The sequence below is a fragment of the Actinomadura sp. J1-007 genome, assembly GCF_009793335.1.
GTDB classification, from domain to species: Bacteria; Actinomycetota; Actinomycetes; order Streptosporangiales; family Streptosporangiaceae; genus Spirillospora; species Spirillospora yumaensis.
The window spans coordinates 1,183,415-1,200,802 of sequence record NZ_WING01000001.1; the positions used below are offsets into that span (position 1 = coordinate 1,183,415).

At 74.6% G+C, this 17,388-nt stretch carries 14 protein-coding genes and 1 pseudogene; 5 read left to right on the plus strand and 10 right to left on the minus strand.

The window, feature by feature from the left end; genetic code table 11:
• Positions 1-76: 76 nt before the first annotated feature.
• From sppA to GEV43_RS05370, 3 genes are read left to right on the plus strand one after another with little or no spacing between them, the layout of a single operon-like run.
• Positions 77-1,780 (plus strand): signal peptide peptidase SppA, encoded by a 1,704-nt coding sequence (gene sppA, locus GEV43_RS05360; protein WP_160819726.1) that lies wholly within the window; start codon positions 77-79, stop codon positions 1,778-1,780.
• Positions 1,777-2,277, plus strand: coding sequence for a flavin reductase family protein (locus tag GEV43_RS05365; RefSeq protein ID WP_241682793.1), 501 nt, complete (start codon positions 1,777-1,779; stop codon positions 2,275-2,277). The genes sppA and GEV43_RS05365 overlap by 4 nt, the downstream gene beginning before the upstream one ends.
• Before the next feature lie 24 nt (positions 2,278-2,301).
• Positions 2,302-2,922, plus strand: a complete 621-nt coding sequence (locus GEV43_RS05370; RefSeq protein ID WP_160819727.1) for a Uma2 family endonuclease — start codon at positions 2,302-2,304, stop codon at positions 2,920-2,922.
• Positions 2,923-2,924: 2 nt separating this feature from the next.
• On the opposite strand, the gene hutI is transcribed toward GEV43_RS05370, so the two are convergent.
• From hutI to hutH, 5 genes and pseudogenes are all read right to left on the minus strand, one after another.
• Entirely contained in the window at positions 2,925-4,067 is a 1,143-nt protein-coding gene (hutI, locus tag GEV43_RS05375) for an imidazolonepropionase (RefSeq protein WP_160819728.1), read from the minus strand.
• Positions 4,068-4,158: 91 nt separating this feature from the next.
• Entirely contained in the window at positions 4,159-5,508 is a 1,350-nt protein-coding gene (locus GEV43_RS05380; RefSeq protein WP_160819729.1) for a formimidoylglutamate deiminase, read from the minus strand.
• A gap of 10 nt (positions 5,509-5,518) precedes the next feature.
• Positions 5,519-6,703: an allantoate amidohydrolase gene (locus GEV43_RS05385; RefSeq protein ID WP_175250337.1), complete on the minus strand. Its 1,185-nt coding sequence runs from the start codon at positions 6,701-6,703 to the stop codon at positions 5,519-5,521.
• A gap of 29 nt (positions 6,704-6,732) precedes the next feature.
• Positions 6,733-8,391 carry a urocanate hydratase gene (gene hutU, locus GEV43_RS05390; RefSeq protein WP_160819731.1) on the minus strand — a complete coding sequence of 553 codons (1,659 nt, stop codon included), beginning with the start codon at positions 8,389-8,391 and terminating at the stop codon, positions 6,733-6,735.
• 50 nt (positions 8,392-8,441) lie between these two features.
• Positions 8,442-9,985 (minus strand): annotated as a pseudogene (gene hutH, locus GEV43_RS05395) (histidine ammonia-lyase).
• A 192-nt stretch (positions 9,986-10,177) separates the two neighbouring features.
• On the opposite strand from hutH, the gene GEV43_RS05400 reads away from it, so the two are divergent.
• Positions 10,178-10,981, plus strand: coding sequence for an IclR family transcriptional regulator (locus GEV43_RS05400; protein WP_309239464.1), 804 nt, complete (start codon positions 10,178-10,180; stop codon positions 10,979-10,981).
• A 113-nt stretch (positions 10,982-11,094) separates the two neighbouring features.
• On the opposite strand, the gene GEV43_RS05405 is transcribed toward GEV43_RS05400, so the two are convergent.
• From GEV43_RS05405 to GEV43_RS05420, 4 genes are all read right to left on the minus strand, one after another.
• The gene (locus GEV43_RS05405) at positions 11,095-12,021 is read right to left on the minus strand and encodes an ABC transporter substrate-binding protein (RefSeq protein WP_175249981.1); all 927 of its coding nucleotides are present in this window, start codon (positions 12,019-12,021) and stop codon (positions 11,095-11,097) included.
• A 66-nt stretch (positions 12,022-12,087) separates the two neighbouring features.
• Complete coding sequence (locus GEV43_RS05410; RefSeq protein ID WP_160819733.1) at positions 12,088-12,777, minus strand: ABC transporter permease; 690 nt, start codon at positions 12,775-12,777, stop codon at positions 12,088-12,090.
• Positions 12,774-13,424 (minus strand): ABC transporter permease, encoded by a 651-nt coding sequence (locus GEV43_RS05415; RefSeq protein ID WP_160819734.1) that lies wholly within the window; start codon positions 13,422-13,424, stop codon positions 12,774-12,776. Before GEV43_RS05415 ends, GEV43_RS05410 begins: the two co-directional genes overlap by 4 nt.
• Entirely contained in the window at positions 13,424-14,644 is a 1,221-nt protein-coding gene (locus tag GEV43_RS05420) for an ABC transporter ATP-binding protein (RefSeq protein ID WP_160819735.1), read from the minus strand. Before GEV43_RS05420 ends, GEV43_RS05415 begins: the two co-directional genes overlap by 1 nt.
• 194 nt (positions 14,645-14,838) lie before the next feature.
• Between GEV43_RS05420 and GEV43_RS05425 the strand changes: the two genes are divergently transcribed.
• On the plus strand, positions 14,839-16,311 hold the full coding sequence (locus tag GEV43_RS05425) for an aromatic amino acid ammonia-lyase (RefSeq protein ID WP_160819736.1): 1,473 nt from the start codon (positions 14,839-14,841) through the stop codon (positions 16,309-16,311).
• Here GEV43_RS05425 and GEV43_RS05430 read toward each other — a convergent pair.
• Positions 16,299-17,345, minus strand: a complete 1,047-nt coding sequence (locus tag GEV43_RS05430; RefSeq protein WP_160819737.1) for a LacI family DNA-binding transcriptional regulator — start codon at positions 17,343-17,345, stop codon at positions 16,299-16,301. The two genes, GEV43_RS05425 and GEV43_RS05430, sit on opposite strands and share 13 nt — an antisense overlap.
• Between the last annotated feature and the right edge of the window lie 43 nt (positions 17,346-17,388).

Genomic DNA, 17,388 nt, shown 5'->3' on the forward strand with positions numbered 1-17,388 from the left:
ACCTCGTACTTCCGGCGGAGACACCCTGGACCCGCGTCGTAGAGGCGGCACGGGGACGAGCGCATAGGCTGGGCGCATGGTGGATCCCGGCACAGTCGTCAACGTCATCAAGCAGGCTCGCGACCGGCGGACGGGCCCGCTGGTCCTGGAGCTCGACCTCACCGACGGCATCGTGGAGACGGCGCCGTCCGACCCGCTCACGGCGATCCTGTCGATGCGCCGGACGCACCTGCGGGACGTGCTGGACGGCCTGCGCCGCGCCCGTTCCGACCACCGGGTCCGCGCGCTGGTCGTCAAGATCAGCGACGGGATCGGCCTCGCCCTCGCCCAGGAGCTGCGCGAGGCCGTGCGCGGCCTGCGCGACGCGGGCAAGCTCACCGTCGCCTGGGCCGAGACGTTCGGCGAGAGCGGGCGCGGGACCGTGCCGTACTACCTGGCCACCGCGTTCGACCGCGTCCACCTCCAGCCGACCGGCGAGGTCGGGCTGACCGGCGTCGCGCTGGAGGAGCCGTTCTTCGCGGGCGCGCTGGAGAAGGCGGGCGTCCAGCCGCGGTTCGCCAAGCGGTACGAGTACAAGACCATGGCCAACACGTTCATGGAGAAGTCCTACACGCCCGAGCACGAGGAGTCGTCCAAGCGGCTGGTCACCTCCCTCGGCGAGCAGATCACCGAGGGCATCGCGGCGGCGCGCGGGCTGCCCGCCGACAAGGTCCGCGACCTCACCGACCGGGGGCCGCTGCTGTCCGGCGAGGCGCTCGACGAGGGCCTGGTCGACCGGCTCGGCTACCGCGACGAGGTCTACGCCGACCTGCGCGAGGAGTTCGGCGAGGAGGCCCAGCTCCGCTACGTCGCCCGCTACAACCGCACGCAGGGCCTCGCCCGCCGCCTGCCCCAGCCGGGCCGGCAGGACGTCGTCGCCCTCGTCAACGGGCACGGGCCGATCAAGCTGGGCCGCAGCGGGCGGAGCGGCCCGCTGCCCGGCTCGGGCGCGGCCATGGGCTCGGACACGATCGGCGCCGCGTTCCGCGCCGCCGTCCGCGACGACCGGGTCAAGGCGATCGTGTTCCGGGTCAACAGCCCCGGCGGCTCCGCCGTCGCGTCCGACGCGATCTGGCGCGAGGTCACGCTCGCCCGCAAGGCCGGCAAGCCGGTGGTCGTCTCCATGGGCGACGTGGCGGCCTCGGGCGGCTACTACGTCGCGATGGCCGCCGACACGATCGTCGCGCAGCCGGGCACGATCACCGGCTCGATCGGCGTCGTCGTCGGCAAGGCCATCGTGACCGGCCTGCTCGACCGCGCGGGCGTCGGGCTCGGCAGCGTCAGCGACGGCGAGCACGCGCGCATGTTCAGCGCGACCAAGGACTTCAGCGACTCGGAGTGGGAGCGGATCAACGCCTCCCTCGACAAGATCTACGACGACTTCACCGCGAAGGTCGCGCAGGGCCGCGACCTGTCCCGCGAGCGCGTCCACGAGCTGGCCAGGGGCCGGGTCTGGACCGGCGCCGACGCCCGCGAGAGCGGCCTGGTCGACGAGCTCGGCGGCCTGGAGTTCGCCCTGGAGCTCGCCCGCAAGAAGGGCGGCCTCGCGGCCGACGCGCCGATCCGCGCCTACCCGCACACCTCGCCGTTCGAGCGGCTGCGCCCCGCCGACTCGTCCGAGGACCGCACCGCCGCGGCGGCCCGCTTCAACGGCTGGGGCTCGCTCGCCTCGGTCGCCGCGCGCCTCGGCCTCCCGGCCGCGGGCCCGCTCACCCTCCCCGGTTCCTGGGAGATCCGTTGAACGCTGGGGCAGTGGACCCCGCCGACTTCACCGACGCCCTGTCGGGCTTCGCGACGGGCGTCGTCGTGCTGACGGTCCGCGACGGCCGCGACGACCTCGGCACGACGGTCACCTCGTTCATGTCGGTGTCCCTGGAGCCGCCGATGGTCCTCGCGGGGGTCGGCGCGGACGGCTACCTGGCGGAGGTGCTGACCCGCCGCCCCCGCTGGGCCGCCACGGTCCTCAGCACGGGCCAGCGCGCCCTGGCGGGCCGGTTCGCCGCCGAGGGCCGCCCGTCCGCCCGCCTCCTGCTGGCGAGCGAGCCGCACCACCGCGGCCCCGCGTCCGACGCCCTGATCCCCGAGGCCGGCGTCGCGGCCCTCGAATGCGAGACCCGCGACCGCATCGAGGCCGGCGACCACGTCCTGTTCGTGGCCGAGGTCCTCACGGCCGACTACATCTCCCGCCGCGGCTCCCCCCTCATCCGCGTCAACCACCGCTACCTCGGGACGCCCTGAATGCCGGACCGCCATGATGGGCACGTGACGACGAACTGGTTGGAGCGGCCGAACCCGCTGTCGCTGGACGAGTACCTGGCCCTCGCCGAGGACGCCCGTGCCGAGATCGAGGTGGTCGACGGCATCGTCACGCTCAGGGAACGGCGCGACCGGGCGCACCAGAAGACGGCGTTCCGCCTGGCCGAGGCGGTCGAGGCGGCGGCGGCGAAGTTCCGGCGCGACCACGGCGGAGGCGAACCGCCGTGCGTGGAGGTCAACACCGAGGTCGAACTGGTGCTGTGGGAGGTCCCGCTCACGGTCCGCAAGCCCGACGCGGTGGCGCACCGCTGCCTCGGACCGTACGAGGGGCTGACCGCGGCCGACGTCCTGATCGTGGCCGAGATCGTCTCCCGCTGGTCCGACTCTCGCGACCGCATCCACAAGAAGGGCGAGTACGCCAAGGCCGGCATCCCGCACTACCTGATCGTCGACTTCGACGAGATCGGCGCCGTCGCGGTGGAGCACTACGCCCTGCTGGGCGGCGAGCGGACCTACTCCAGGCTCGCCATCACCCACCGGGACCGGGACCCCTGCGCGCTCAACCTCAGCGATCCGTTCACCCTGCGGGTCGAGTGGCGGGAGTTGGAGGTCGCGCCGCGGGGGTGAGGTCAGACGCGGTGGCCGCGCTTCCAGACGGCGGCGACCTGGGGGACGCCGGGGCGGTAGGCCAGGTGGATGTGGGACGGGGCGTCCAGCATGAGGACGTCGGCGCGCGCGCCCGCGCCGAGGTGGCCGACGTCGGTGCGGCGCAGGGCCCTCGCGCCGCCCGCGGTGGCGCTCCAGACGGCCTCGGCCGGGGTCATGCCCATGTCGCGGACGGCGACGGCGACGCAGAACGCCATGCTGGAGCTGTAGCAGGAGCCGGGGTTGCAGTCCGTCGCCAGGGCCACGGTGGCGCCCGCGTCGAGGAGGCGGCGGGCGTCGGGGTACGGCTGGCGGGTGGAGAACTCGACGCCCGGGAGCAGCGTCGCGACGGTGGACGAGTTCGCGAGTGCGTCCACGTCGGCGCCGGTGAGGAACGTGCAGTGGTCGGCGGACGCGGCGTCCAGCTCGACCGCGAGGCGGACGCCGGGGCCCGCGCTGAGCTGGTTGGCGTGCAGGCGCGGCGTGAGGCCCGCGCGGACGCCGGCCTCCAGCACCTCGCGGGCCTGGTCGGCGTCGAACGCGCCCTTCTCGCAGAACGCGTCGATCCACCGGGCGTGGGGCGCGCAGGCGGCGAGCATGTCGGTGGCCACCAGGCGCGTGTAGTCCCCCGCGTCCGCCCCGGCCGGGACGACGTGGGCGCCGAGGAACGTGACCTCGTCGGCCTGTTCGGCGGCGATCCGGACGTGCCGTTCCTCCTGCTCGACGGTGAGGCCGTAGCCGGACTTGCACTCGACCGTCGTGGTGCCCTGGCGGGCCATCTCGCCGATGAGGCGGCGCAGGTTGGCGCGCAGCTCGTCGTCGGACGCGGCGCGCGTGGTCGCGACGGTGTTGCGGATCCCGCCGCCGTCGTAGCGCAGGCCCGACATCCGCGCGGCGAACTCCTCGGCGCGCTCGCCCGCGAACACCAGGTGCGCGTGCGAGTCGACGAAGCCCGGCAGGACGGCGCGCCCGGCGGCGTCGAACGCGTCGTCGGCGGCGGGGGCCCGCGCGGACGGCCCGGCCCACGCGACGGCGTCGCCGTCGATCACCAGCGCGGCGCCGGTGAGGGTGCCGAGCTCCGGGTCGTTGGTGACCAGTTCCCCGATGTTCCTGATGAGGGTGCTCACCCGCCCAGCATCGCACCGGCGGCGGCCCGTCCAGGGCGGTGATCGTTCATAACCGTCTCAAATACGAGACGTACGCGGCGTCGGAGGCGGGTCAGGCGGGGTCTTCGGCGACGGCCCGGACGGCGTCGTCGAGGAGGGCGGGGACGTCGTCGAGGAGCAGGTGGCGGCCGTCGTGGACGATCTGGCGGCCGGAGACGACGACGTGGCGGACGTCGGCGGCGGTGGCGGCGAACACGGCGGCCTCGGCGGCGTAGCGCCCTCCGGCCCCGGCGGTGCGGGGGGACGCCAGGTCGACGGTGACCAGGTCGGCGTACGCGCCGGGTTCGAGGCGCCCGGCCTCGGGCCAGCCGAGGGCGGAGTGGCCGTTGGACGTGGCGGCGGCGAGCAGCTCCCCGGACGTCCAGTGGCCGCGGCGGCGGGTGCGGAGCCGCTCGTCCAGCTCCACGGCGCGGGCCTCCTCGAACAGGTCGATCACGGCGTGCTGGTCGGAGCCGAGGCAGAGCGGCGACCCGGCGGTGGACAGGTCGCGGGCGGGCCCGATGCCGTCGGCGAGGTCGCGTTCGGTGGTGGGGCACATGCACACGCCGGTCATGGTGGCGCCGAGCAGGGCGATGTCCTCGGGGTCGAGGTGGGTGGCGTGCACGGCGGTGGTGAGCGCGCCGAGGGCCCCGGCCTCGGCGAGCAGGCGGGTGGGGGTGAGGCCGTACGCGTCGCGGCACGCCTCGTTCTCGGCGGGCTGCTCGGACAGGTGGACGTGCAGGGGCGCGCGGTGCTCGCGGGCCCAGGCCGCGACCGCGCCGATCTGCTCGCGCGGGACGGCGCGGACGGAGTGGACCGCGGCGCCGACGCGGGCGTGCAGGCGGCCCTTGCCGGTGTGCTCGTAGAGGCTGTCGACGCGGCGGGCCCAGTTGCCCGCGGTGCCGTCGCCGAAGCGGAGCTGCGGGCCCTTGAGGGGTTCGCCGATGCCTCCCGCGAGGTAGCAGGTGTCGAGGAGCGTGACGCGGACGCCCGCGTCGGCGGCGGCCTGGACGAGGGCCTCGCCCATCTCGTTGGGCTCGCCGTACGGGTCGCCGCCGGGCCGGTGGTGCAGGTAGTGGAACTCGCCGACGCAGCTGATCCCGGCGAGGGCCATCTCCGCGTACACGGCGGTGGCGAGGGCGCGGTAGGCGTCCGGGTCCAGGCGGTCGGCGATCCGGTACATGCGTTCGCGCCAGGTCCAGAACGTCCCGCGGCCCTCCTGGGCCCGGCCGCGGAGCGCCCTGTGGAAGGCGTGGGAGTGGGCGTTCGCGAGCCCGGGAAGCGTCAGGCCCGGCAGGTGCTGGGCGTCGCCCGGGGCGGGGACGCCGCGCGTCACGGTGGTGAAACGTTCGCCGTCGGCCTCGATGAGCACATCTGCGGCCACCTCGTGACCGAGCCAGGCGAACTCGGCATGCCATCGCATATACGGATTCCTACCCGTGCGCCAGGTCGTCCAGTACAGCGGCGAGGGCCTCCACACCGGCGAGGCAGTCCTCCGTGTCCGCGTGCTCGGCGGGCGCGTGGGACACGCCGGTCGGGTTGCGGACGAACAGCATCGCGGCGGGGAGCCGGGCCGACAGCACGCCCGCGTCGTGGCCCGCGCCCGTGGGCAGGACGGGGACGCCGCCGAGGGCCTTGACGACGCGGTCGCGGAGCGCGTGGTCGAAGCCGACGACCTCGCTGTAGGACTCCTCGGCGAGGGCGACGGCGACGTCGTGCTCGGACGCGGCGGTGCGCGCGGCCCGTTCGACCTCGGCGACGGTGCGGCGCACGTCCTCGTCGGACGGTCCGCGCGCGTCCAGCCAGGCGGTGACGGACGAAGCGATCGCGTTCACCCCGCCGGGCGTCACCCGGACCTTGCCGACGGTCGCGACGGTGCCGTTGCGCTCGGCGGCCCGCCGCGCGCCGAGGACCATGCTCGCGAACGGCGGCATCGGGTCGCGCCGGTCCTCCAGGCGGGTCGTCCCGGCGTGGTTGCCCTCCCCGGCGAAGTCGAACCGCCACCGCCCGTGGGGGACGATCGCGCTCGCCACGCCGACCGGCTCCTCCAGCGCGCGGCCCTGCTCGACGTGCAGCTCGACCAGGCAGGCGAAGCGCGACAGCAGCCCCGGGTCGGGGCCGATGGCGTCCGGGTCCAGGCCGTTCGCGGCGAGGACGTCGCCGAACGTGCGGCCGTCCGCGTCGGTGAGCGCGCGGGCCCGCGCGGGGTCGATCGCGCCGCTCAGCAGCCGGGACCCCAGGCACGCGACGCCGAACCGGGCGCCCTCCTCCTCGGCGAACGCGCCGACGGCGATCGGCCGCGCGGGCCGTGCGCCCCGTCCGCGCAGGACGTCGATCGCGGCGAACGCCGACACGACGCCGAGCGGCCCGTCGAACGCGCCGCCGCCGGGCACCGAGTCCAGGTGGCTCCCGGTGAGGACGGCGCCGTCGCGGGCGCCGTCCTCGGGGTGCCACCAGGCGAACAGGTTGCCGTTGGCGTCGCGTTCGACGGGCATGTCCCGGCGGCGCGCCTCGTCCAGGAACCAGGCGCGGCAGTCCAGCTCGGCCGGCGTCCAGGAGAAGCGGTGGTAGCCGCCGTCCCCCGGGTCGCGGCCGACCGGCAGCAGCGCCGCCCACATCTCCTCGAACGACTCGTCGGACGGCACCGTCAGGACTCCGCCATCGGGATGCGGACGCCCCGTTCGGCGGCGACCTCGGCGGCGCGGTCGTAGCCCGCGTCCACGTGCCGCATCACGCCGCTGCCCGGGTCGTTGGTGAGGACGCGGCGGAGCTTCTCGCCCGCGAGCGCGGTGCCGTCGGCGACGCAGACCTGCCCGGCGTGGATGGAGCGGCCGATACCGACGCCGCCGCCGTGGTGGATGGACACCCACGTCGCGCCGGAGGAGGTGTTGAGCATCGCGTTCAGCAGCGGCCAGTCGGCGATCGCGTCGGAGCCGTCCGCCATGCCCTCGGTCTCGCGGTACGGGGACGCGACCGAGCCGGTGTCGAGGTGGTCGCGGCCGAGCGCGAGCGGCGCGCTGATCTCGCCGCGCGCGACGAGGTCGTTGAACAGCTCGCCCGCCCGGTCGCGCTCGCCGTAGCCGAGCCAGCAGATCCGGGACGGCAGGCCCTGGAAGTGGACCTTCTCCCGCGCCATCCGGATCCAGCGGGTCAGCGGCTCGTTGTCGGGGAACAGGTCGAGGATCGCCTGGTCGGTGCGCGCGATGTCCTTCGGGTCGCCCGACAGCGCCGCCCAGCGGAACGGGCCCTTGCCCTCGCAGAACAGCGGCCGGATGTAGGCGGGCACGAAGCCGGGGAAGTCGAACGCCCGCGCGTACCCGGCGAGCTGCGCCTCGCCGCGGATCGAGTTGCCGTAGTCGAAGACCTCGGCGCCCGCGTCCTGGAAGCCGACCATCGCCTCGACGTGCGCGGCCATCGACTCGCGCGCCCGGGTGATGAACGCGGCCGGGTCCTTGTCGGCCTCGGCGGCCCAGTCCTCGAACGCGACGCCCGCGGGCAGGTAGCGCAGCGGGTCGTGGGCGCTGGTCTGGTCGGTGACGATGTCGATGGGCGCGCCGCGGCGCAGCAGTTCGGGGACGACGTCGGCGGCGTTGCCGAGCACGCCGATCGACAGCGGGCGGCGTTCGGCCTTGGCCTCCTCGGCGAGCCGGAGCGCCTCGTCCAGCGAGTCGGCCCGCACGTCGCAGTAGCGGTGCGCGACGCGGCGGTCGATGCGGGAGGCGTCGCACTCGACGCAGATCGCGACGCCGCCGTTCATGGTGACGGCGAGGGGCTGCGCGCCGCCCATCCCGCCGAGCCCGGCGGTCAGCGTGATCGTCCCGGCGAGCGAGCCCCCGAAGCGCTTCTCGGCGACCGCGGCGAACGTCTCGTAGGTGCCCTGGAGGATGCCCTGCGTGCCGATGTAGATCCACGACCCGGCGGTCATCTGCCCGAACATCGTCAGCCCGAGCGCCTCCAGCCGCCGGAACTCCTCCCACGTCGCCCACTGCGGGACGAGGTTGGAGTTGGCGATGAGCACGCGCGGCGCCCACTCGTGCGTCCGGAACACCCCGACGGGCTTGCCGGACTGGACGAGCAGCGTCTCGTCCCCCTCCAGCCGCGACAGCGACCGGACGATCCCGTCGAAGGCGTCCCAGTCGCGGGCCGCCTTCCCTGAGCCGCCGTAGACGACCAGCTCGTCGGGGTGCTCGGCCACCTCGGGGTCGAGGTTGTTCTGGATCATCCGCAGGGCGGCCTCGGCGCCCCAGTTCTTGGCGGCGGTCAGCGTCGTGCCGCGCGGCGCGCGGACGGGCCGGGGACCGGACATCGTGGGCTCCTCGTGGGACGGGACGTACGGAAAGGGTCGGGCGGGGCGGGTCAGGCGAGCGGGCCGGTGACCGCCTCCGCGGCGGCCACCAGGGAGCCGTCGCGGACCAGCTCGGTCGCGGCGGCGATCTCGGGGCGAGGTAGCGGTCCGGGCCGGGCGGCGGGACCCGCTCGCGCAGCGCCGCGACGACGGCGCCGGTGGCGGGCCCGGGGCGCAGCGGGGTGCGCAGGTCCAGGGCCCGCGCGGCGGTGAGGATCTCGATGGCGACGACCTGCGCGAGGCCGTCCACGGCGCGGCGCAGCTTGCGCGCGGAGTTCCAGCCCATCGAGACGTGGTCCTCCTGCATCGCCGAGCTCGGGATCGAGTCGGCGCTCGCGGGCGCGGCCACGCGCTTCAGCTCGGACACGATCGCGGCCTGCGTGTACTGGGCGATCATGTGGCCGGAGTCCACGCCGGGGTCGTCGGCGAGGAACGGCGGCAGCCCGAACGAGCGGGCCTTGTCGAGCATCCGGTCCGTCCGCCGCTCGGACATCGAGGCGACGTCCGCGGCGGGGATCGCGAGGAAGTCCAGCACGTACGCGATCGGGGCGCCGTGGAAGTTGCCGTTCGACTCGACCCGCCCGTCGGGCAGGACGACCGGGTTGTCCACCGCCGAGGCCAGCTCCCGGCCGGCGACCAGCTCGGCGTGGGCGAGCGTGTCGCGCGCCGCGCCGTTCACCTGGGGCGCGCAGCGCAGCGAGTACGCGTCCTGGACGCGGGTGCAGTCGGGGCCGCGGTGCGAGTCCATGATCCCGGAGTCGGCGAGCAGGGCCCGCAGGTTGGCGGCGGACGCCGCCTGCCCGGGGTGCGGGCGCAGCTCCTGGAGGTCGGCGGCGAAGACCCGGTCGGTGCCGAGCAGGGCCTCGACGGTCATGGCCGCCGCGACGTCGGCCGCCTTGAGCAGCAGCCGCAGGTCGCGCATCGCGAGGACGAGCATGCCGAGCATGCCGTCGGTGCCGTTCAGCAGGGCCAGGCCCTCCTTGGCGCCGAGCGTGACGGGTTCGATCCCGGCCTCCGCGAGCGCCTGCGCGGCGGGCTTGAGCACGCCGGCGGCGTCCCGCACCTCGCCCTCCCCGATCAGCGCGAGCGCCGCGTGGGCCAGGGGCGCGAGGTCGCCCGAGCAGCCGAGGCTGCCGTGCTCGTGGACGATCGGCGTGATGCCGGCGTTCAGCAGGTCGGCGAGCGTGCGCGCCGTGACGGGCTGCACGCCCGTCCGCCCGGAGGCGAGCGTGCGGAGCCGCAGCAGCATCAGCGCCCGCACGACCTCCCGTTCGACCTCGGGCCCCGACCCGGCCGCGTGCGACCGGACGATGTTGAGCTGGAGCCTGGCCCGCATCTCCGGCGCGATGTGCCGCGTGGCGAGCGCCCCGAACCCCGTGGACACCCCGTACACCGGAGTCGGCCGCGCGGACAGCTCCTCGATGTGCGCGCGCGCCGCCGCGATGCCCTTGAGCGCCTCGTCGGTCAGCGCGACCGGCGCGCCGTCCCGCGCCACCGCGGCGACCTGGTCGAACGTCAGCGGTTCCGGTCCGACCCGGACCGTCGTGTCCCCCATGCCGAAACTCATACCCACCATTGCACCGCCCGAGCGCGGCCCCCGGGAGGGCCCCGCGGGCCGTTATGTCTCACATACGAGACAATGGGCTGGGGCGGGACGGAACGGAGATCATCGGCCGCGCGTCGTAGCCCTGGTCATGGACGGCCCGCGGCGCGACCGCGGGCCTCGGGCGGCGGGAAGGGGGACGGCGTGGCGCAGGTTCCGGCGGCGCGGCGGGCGCTCGCGGTGCTGCGGCTCCTCGCGGGCTCGGCGGGGCCGCTGCCCGCCTCGGCGATCGCCCGCGCGCTGGAGCTGCCCCGCTCCAGCACCTACCACCTGCTGACCGCGATGGCGGGCGACGGCTTCGTGGCGTACGTCCCGGAGGAGCGCCGCTGGGGGCTCGGCGTCGCGGCGTTCGAGATCGGGTCCGCCTACCTGCGGCACGAGCCGCTCGAACGGCTCGCCCGGCCGGTGCTGCGCCGCCTGGTCGACCGGCTCGGGGAGATCGCCCAGCTCGGCGTCCTGCACGGCGCCGAGACCCTCTACCTGCTCAAGGAGCAGCCCCGGCGGCACGCGACGCTCGTCACCGACGTCGGCGTGCGGATGCCCGCGCAGCTCACCGCGAGCGGCCGGTCGATGCTCGCGCACCTGCCCGCCGCGCAGGTCCGGGCGCTGTTCCCGGGCCGATCCGCCGAGCGCGCGGACGGCGCCCCCGAACGGGCCAGGTTCGTCGACCGTACGGGCGCGGGCAGCCCGGCGTCGCTGCGCGAGCTGCGCCGCGAGCTGGCCGCGGACGCCCGCCGCGGCTGGTCGTCCGAGGACGGCTACGTGACCGAGGGCTTCGCCAGCATCGCGGCCTGCGCGTTCGACCACACCGGCCACCCGGCCGCCGCGATCACCGTCACGTTCCGGCGGCGGGACCGCCCGCCGGAGACCTGGCCCCGGCTGGCCGAGCCCGTCCGGGCCGCCGCCGCCGACCTCACCACGCGCCTGGCCGGCCGCCCGCCCGCCTGAAGCCCGCCCCGCGGCCGCCCGCCGGACGGCCCGCCCGGACGCGGAAGGCCCCCGCCACGCGACGCGCGGCGAGGGCCTTCCGAACGGCCGAACGGCACGGGCCGGACGGGTCGTCAGGCCAGGCCGGCCTTCTTGAGCCAGTCCTCGGCGACCTTCTCCTGGTCGTCCTTGTCACCGACGAGGCGCTTCATCATGTCGAGCAGGTCCTGCGTGGTCAGCTTGGCCGACACGGCGTTCAGCGCCGCGCGGGCCTGGTCGTTGACCGCGGACTTGTGGACGAGCGGGGTGACGTTCTGCGCGCTGAACACGTGCAGCGGGTCGTCCAGCACGACGAACTTGTTCTCCAGGATCGTCGGGTCCGTGGTGAACAGGTCCGCGGCCTGGATCTGGTCCTTCTTCAGCAGCTTGACCAGCGTCGGCTGGGCGCCGGCGTCGAACGGCTGGAACTTCTTGAAGTTCAGCCCGTACTTGGTCTTCAGCCCGACCAGGCCCTGCTGGCGGGTCTTGAACTCCGACGGCCCGGCGATCGTGAGCTGCCCGGCGATCGGCTTGAGGTCGTTCAGGGACTTCAGCTTGTACTTGGTCGCGGTCTGCTCGTTGACCGTGACCGAGTCCTTGTCCTCAGCCTTGGCCGAGTCGAGGATCTCCACGCCCGCCGGCAGCTTGGCCTTCAGCGCGGCGTTGATCTCCTCGGTGGTCGCGGCGGTGCTGCTCTTGTCGACCGACGTGGTCAGCAGCGCGCCGTTGTACTCGGGCATCACGCTGATGCCGCCCTTGACGACCTGGTCGTAGTAGACCTCGCGGGCGCCGATGTTGAACTTGCGGCTGACCTTGATGTCCTTGGCCTCCAGCGCCTGGGCGTAGATCTCGCCGATGAGGCCGCTCTCGGGGAAGTTCGCCCCGCCCACCGTGATCGTGCCCTTGCCGCCGCCACCGCCGGACAGCGGGTTGTCCTTGTCGTCGTCGCCCCCGCCGCCACAGGCGGACAGGGCCAGCGCGGCCACCAGGCCGACCGCCGCGCCGCGGATGATGCGCTTCATGGGTTTCTTCCTTCTTCTGGGGACGGAGTCCGGGTCGGTACGGGCGTGTCGGTACGGGCGGGCCGGTCAGGACGGGCGGGACGAGCCGAGCAGGCCGCGCGAGACGACCAGCCGCCGCAGCAGCGCGAACACCAGCTGCACCACGACGGCGAGCACGACCACCACCACCGTCCCCCCGATGACCAGCTCGTAGTCGTTGCGCGCCAGCCCGTCCACGATGTAGCGGCCGAGGCCGCCGAGCCCGGGGTACGCCGCGATGGTCGCGGTCGCGACGATCTGGATCGCCGCGGTGCGGAGCCCGAGCAGGATCAGCGGCAGCGCCATCGGCGCCTCGACGCGCCACAGCACGCCCCAGCCGGTCATGCCCATGCCCTGCGCCGCGTCCTTGGCGTCGGCGTCGACCCCGCGGATCCCCTCGAACGTGTTGACCAGGATCGGCGGGATCGCGAGGGCCGTCAGCGCCACCAGCACCGGCGTGACGCCGAGGCCCGCGACGGTGACCACGAGCAGGATGAGCCCGATCGTCGGGACGGCGCGCGCGATGTTGGCGAGGCTCGCGACGAGGAACCCGCCGCGGCCCGTGTGCCCGACGAGCAGCCCGAACGCCAGGCCGATCAGCGCCGCGAACAGCAGCGACAGGCCGCTGTAGTGGAGGTGCTGGAGCAGGCGGTGCGGGATGCCGTCGTCGCCGTGCCACTGGGCCGAGGCCGACAGCCACTCGGAGACGAGCTCGATCTGGTTCCAGAGGTCGTTCACGCCGTCCTCCCCCGCGCCCGCGCCCACGGGGTGAGCAGCCGCTGTACGAGCACCAGGATCGCGTCCACGACCAGCGCCAGCACGATGATCAGCAGCGAGCCGGCGAGGATCTGCGTCGGGAAGTCGAGCTGGAACCCGCGGATGATGTCGTAGCCGAGGCCGCCCTGCCCGATGAGCTGGCCGACGCTGACCAGGCTGATCGAGGAGACCGACGCGACCCGTACGCCCGCGATGACCACGGGGACGGCGATCGGCAGCTCGACCTGGACGAGGCGGCGCAGCGTGCCGAAGCCCATCGCGGTCGCCGCCTGCCGCACCGGGTCGGGCACCGAGCCGAGCCCGTCCACCACGTTCGGCACGAGCACCGACAGGCTGTAGAGCGTCAGCGGGATCATCACCGTCGAGGCGTTGACCCCGGTGTACTGGATGAACACCATGTAGAGCGCCAGCGACGGGATCGCGTACAGGACGTTGGCGATCGTCAGCGTCGGCGGGTACAGCCACCCGAAGCGGCGGCACAGCACGCCGAGCGGCAGCGAGATGACCAGCCCGAACACCACCGGCAGCAGCGACAGCCGCAGGTGGATCACGCCCCGGTCGGTGAGATCGGGCACGTGCTCCCCGATCCAGCCCCAGTCGATCTCCATCAGCCGCCACCGCCGTCCGCGCCCGCCGCGGGCCGATCACCCGAGCCCGCGTCCTTCGGGTCCGCCCCGTCCGCCGCCGCGCCCGCCGCCGCGCCCGCGCTCACGGCCTCGGCCTCGGCGGCCTCGGCGGCCACGGCCGCCGTGATCGTGGCGCTCAGGTCGGCCTGGTCGGCGACGCCGACGAGGCGGCCCGCGCCGTCCACGCCGACCGCCCGGCCGGACGGGGACAGGATCGCGGCGTCGAGCGCGGCGCGCACCGAGTCGCCCTCGATGTCGAACGTGTGGCCGATCGGGGCGAGCCGCGCGTCGCCGACCGTGCCGGAGGCGGGCAGCACCTCGGCGGACGCCCAGCCGAGGGGGCGGCGGTCGGCGTCGATCACCAGCGTCCACTCGTCCCCGGCGGCGCGGGCGTCGGCGACCGGCGCGTCGGCGGCCAGCACCGAGCGCTCGGTCAGCGGCGCGTCGGTCGCCGGGATGAACGACAGCCGCCGGATGCCGCGGTCGTGGCCGATGAAGCCCGCGACGAAGTCGTCGGCGGGGCGGGCGAGGATGTCCTCGGGGCTCGCCACCTGGACCAGCCGCCCGCCCGTGCGGAACACCGCGATCCGGTCGCCGAGCTTGATCGCCTCGTCGATGTCGTGGGTGACGAACACGATGGTCTTGTGCAGTTCGGCCTGGAGCCGGAGGAACTCCTCCTGGAGCTCGTGCCGCACCACCGGGTCGACCGCGCTGAACGGCTCGTCCATCAGCATGATCGGCGGGTCGGCGGCGAGCGCGCGGGCGACGCCGACGCGCTGCTGCTGGCCGCCGGAGAGCTGGAAGGGGTAGCGCTTGGCCATGCCCGGCTCCAGCCCGACGCGCTCCATCAGCTCGTGGGCGGTGTCGCGGGCCTTCTTCCGGTTCCAGCGCAGCAGGTACGGGACGGTCGCGATGTTGTCCTCGATGGTGCGGTGCGGGAACAGCCCGGCGTGCTGGATCACGTAGCCGATGCCCCGGCGCAGCTCGCTGGACTTGCGTTCGAGCACGTCCCGCCCATCGATGAGCACCCGGCCGCCGGTGGGCTCGACCATCCGGTTGATGGTGCGCAGCGCGGTGGTCTTGCCGCCGCCCGAGGTGCCGACGAACACCGTGATGCGGCCGGTGGGGCACTCCAGGCTCACGTCGTCGAGCGCGACGGTGCCGTCGGGGTAGCGCTTGGTCACGCCCTCAAAGGTGATCAAACGATTCACGTCCTCGTCGGGCGTCGGTAACGCCGTCGTTCCGGTCGCTGGCAGCGGTGGTGGTGGTCCGGTGATCGGATTCGGCCGGTACTCAACAGTAGCCAAAGCTCCGATCGGGACCAACGTTCCAACCTGGTCAAGACATCACATCCTGAGCTTATCGATCTGAATAGTGAAGAAAGTAGCGTGGCCCCGTGGAGAACAGCCGAATCGTTATCGACGGCACCGGCCTGACCTGTGCCCAGGTGGCCCGCGCCGCCCGCGAGGATGTGATCGTCGCCATAGACCCGAGCGGCTTGGAACGTGCCCGTTCCGCCTGGCGGGTGGCCCGGGAGGTCGCCGACGCGCAGCCCGTCTACGGCCGGACGACCGGCGTCGGCGCCAACCGCGTCGTGGACGTCGAGTGGGAGGACGCCGACGCGCACGGCCTGCGGCTGCTGCGCAGCCACGCGGCCGGAGCGGGCCCGCTCATCGCGCCGGAGATCGTGCGGGCGATGCTGGCCGTACGGCTCAACCAGCTCGCGGCGGGCGGCTCCGGCGTGGAGCCCGGGGCGCTCCAGGCCCTCGCGGACGTGCTGAACCTCGGCCTGCTCCCGCCCGTCCCGGTGTACGGGGCGATCGGCACGGGCGACCTCACCGCCCTCGCCTCGACCGCGCTCTGCCTGCTCGGCGAGCGGGCGTGGCTGGCCGGGCCGGACGGCGCGCCCGAGCGCGGCCCCGGCTTCACGCTCCGCTCGTCGGACGCGCTGGCGTTCATCAGCTCCAACGCCGCCACCCTCGGCGAGTCGGCGCTCGCCGTGACCGACCTGCGCGAGCTGCTCGCCGCCTCGACCGTCGTCGCCGCCCTGTCGCACTTCGCCGTGCGGGCCTCGGAGGAGCCGTACGCGCCCGCCGTGCACGACGCGTGCCCGCACCCGGGCCAGCGGGAGGCCGCCGCCGCCATGCGGGCCCTGCTCGCCTTCGAGCGCGCCGCGCCCGCCCGCATCCAGGACCCGTACGGCTACCGGGCGTTCCCCCAGGTGCACGGCCCGGCGCTGGAGGCCGCCGGGTACGCCGAGGCGGTCGTCACGCGGGAGGTCAACGCCGCAGCCGAGAACCCGCTGGTCGACGTCGCGGGGCACACCGTCTGGCACAACGGCAACTTCCACACCGCCTACGTCGGGCTCGCCCTCGACACCGCACGCGCCGCGCTCTTCCAGACGATGGCGCTGTCGGCGGCCCGGCTCGGCACGCTCGCCGAGCCCTCGTTCACCGGGCTCTACCCCTTCCAGGGGGCCACCGAGGCGTCGTCGGGGATCATGATCCTGGAGTACGTGGCGCATTCGGCGCTCGCCGACGTGCGCCGCCTCGCCACGCCCGCCGCGCTCGGCAGCGCCGTGCTCTCGCGGGGCGTCGAGGAGCACGCGGGCTTCTCCACCCAGTCGGCCCGCGCGACCACCGACGCCGTCGCCGCGTACCGGATCGGGCTCGGCTGCGAGCTGGTCGCCGCCGCCCGCGCGCTGCGGATGCAGGGCCGCGCCCCGGCCGGCGGACCGCTCAAGGCCGCCCACGACCAGGCCGCCGCCGTGCTGGACCCGCGCGTGGAGGACCGGCCGCTCGACGACGACATCGCCGTCGCCGCCGACCTGCTGCCTCGGCTCGCCCGCGTCCAGGGCTACGGCTCCTGACCGCCGTCGGCCCGGCGCGCGGCCCGCGCGCCGGAGGGGACGTCGGTGGACTGGCGGGCGCGCAGCGCGGGCTCGCGGACGACGCGGCGCTCGCGCGGCTTGCCCTCGATGCTGTCGACCACGAGCCGGACCGCGTCGTGGACGATGCCGTCGATGTCCCAGTCGACGCTGGTCAGCGGCGGGGTGAGCAGGGCCGACATCGGATGGTCGTCGTAGCCGCACACCGCCACGTCGCCGGGCACGGCGAGGCCGAGCTCGCGGGTCGCCGCGTAGACGCCGTAGGCGATGGAGTCGTTGAAGCAGAACATCGCCGAGGGCGGGTCGGGGCGCGCGAGGATGCCGACCGCCACGTCGGTCGCCTCGGCGAGGGCCTGCGGCGCGACGACGACCTCGACGCGCAGGCCGAGCCGTTCGGCCTCGGCGTTGACGTGCACGTCGGCGGGCCGGTCGGGGGTGCGCGCGAGCGTCGGCGTGAGCACGGTCACGCGCCGGTGGCCGAGGTCGCGCAGGTGCTCCAGGGCGAGCGTCACGCCGCGCCGGTTGTCGAACACGACCTCGCCCTGCGCCCGCCCGCCGCGCAGCGCGTCGCCGATCGACACCACCGGGATCGTCTCGGCCAGCTCGGCCCAGAGCTCCGCGGCCGGGTCGAGCGGCTGGACGATCAGCCCGTCGACCCGCTGGTCGCGCAGCCGCCGGGCGAGCGCCAGCTCGCGCTCGGGGTCGCCGCCGGCGTCGACGATCAGCGCGTAGCGGTCGCGGGCGAGCAGCGCCCGGCCGATGCCGACGGCCAGGGACTGCTGCCAGTAGTCCTCCAGCGAGCCGCACAGCAGCCCGACCTGGCCGGTGCGCCCGCTGGCCAGCGCGCGGGCGATCGGATGCGCCTCGTAGCCGAGCTCCTCGGCCGCCGCCCGGACCCGTAGCTGGGTCTCCTCCGAGGTCTGGATCCCGCGCAGCGCGTACGACACGGCGGCAGGCGACAACCCCGTCGCCTGCGCCACCTCCCGGATGGTCGCGCGCTTGCGCCTGTCTGGCACCCGTCAACCCTAAAGGCTGGCACCGACGAAACAGCGGCACCGA

Coding starts and splice junctions, on each gene's coding strand:
- GEV43_RS05380 (WP_160819729.1), bottom strand. CDS start 5,508: ATGCGATGGCATGCCGAGTTCGCCTGGCTCGGTCACGAGGTGGCCGCA.
- GEV43_RS05385 (WP_175250337.1), bottom strand. CDS start 6,703: ATGTGGGCGGCGCTGCTGCCGGTCGGCCGCGACCCGGGGGACGGCGGC.
- hutU (WP_160819731.1), bottom strand. CDS start 8,391: ATGTCCGGTCCCCGGCCCGTCCGCGCGCCGCGCGGCACGACGCTGACC.
- sppA (WP_160819726.1), top strand. CDS start 77: ATGGTGGATCCCGGCACAGTCGTCAACGTCATCAAGCAGGCTCGCGAC.
- GEV43_RS05405 (WP_175249981.1), bottom strand. CDS start 12,021: ATGAAGCGCATCATCCGCGGCGCGGCGGTCGGCCTGGTGGCCGCGCTG.
- GEV43_RS05415 (WP_160819734.1), bottom strand. CDS start 13,424: ATGGAGATCGACTGGGGCTGGATCGGGGAGCACGTGCCCGATCTCACC.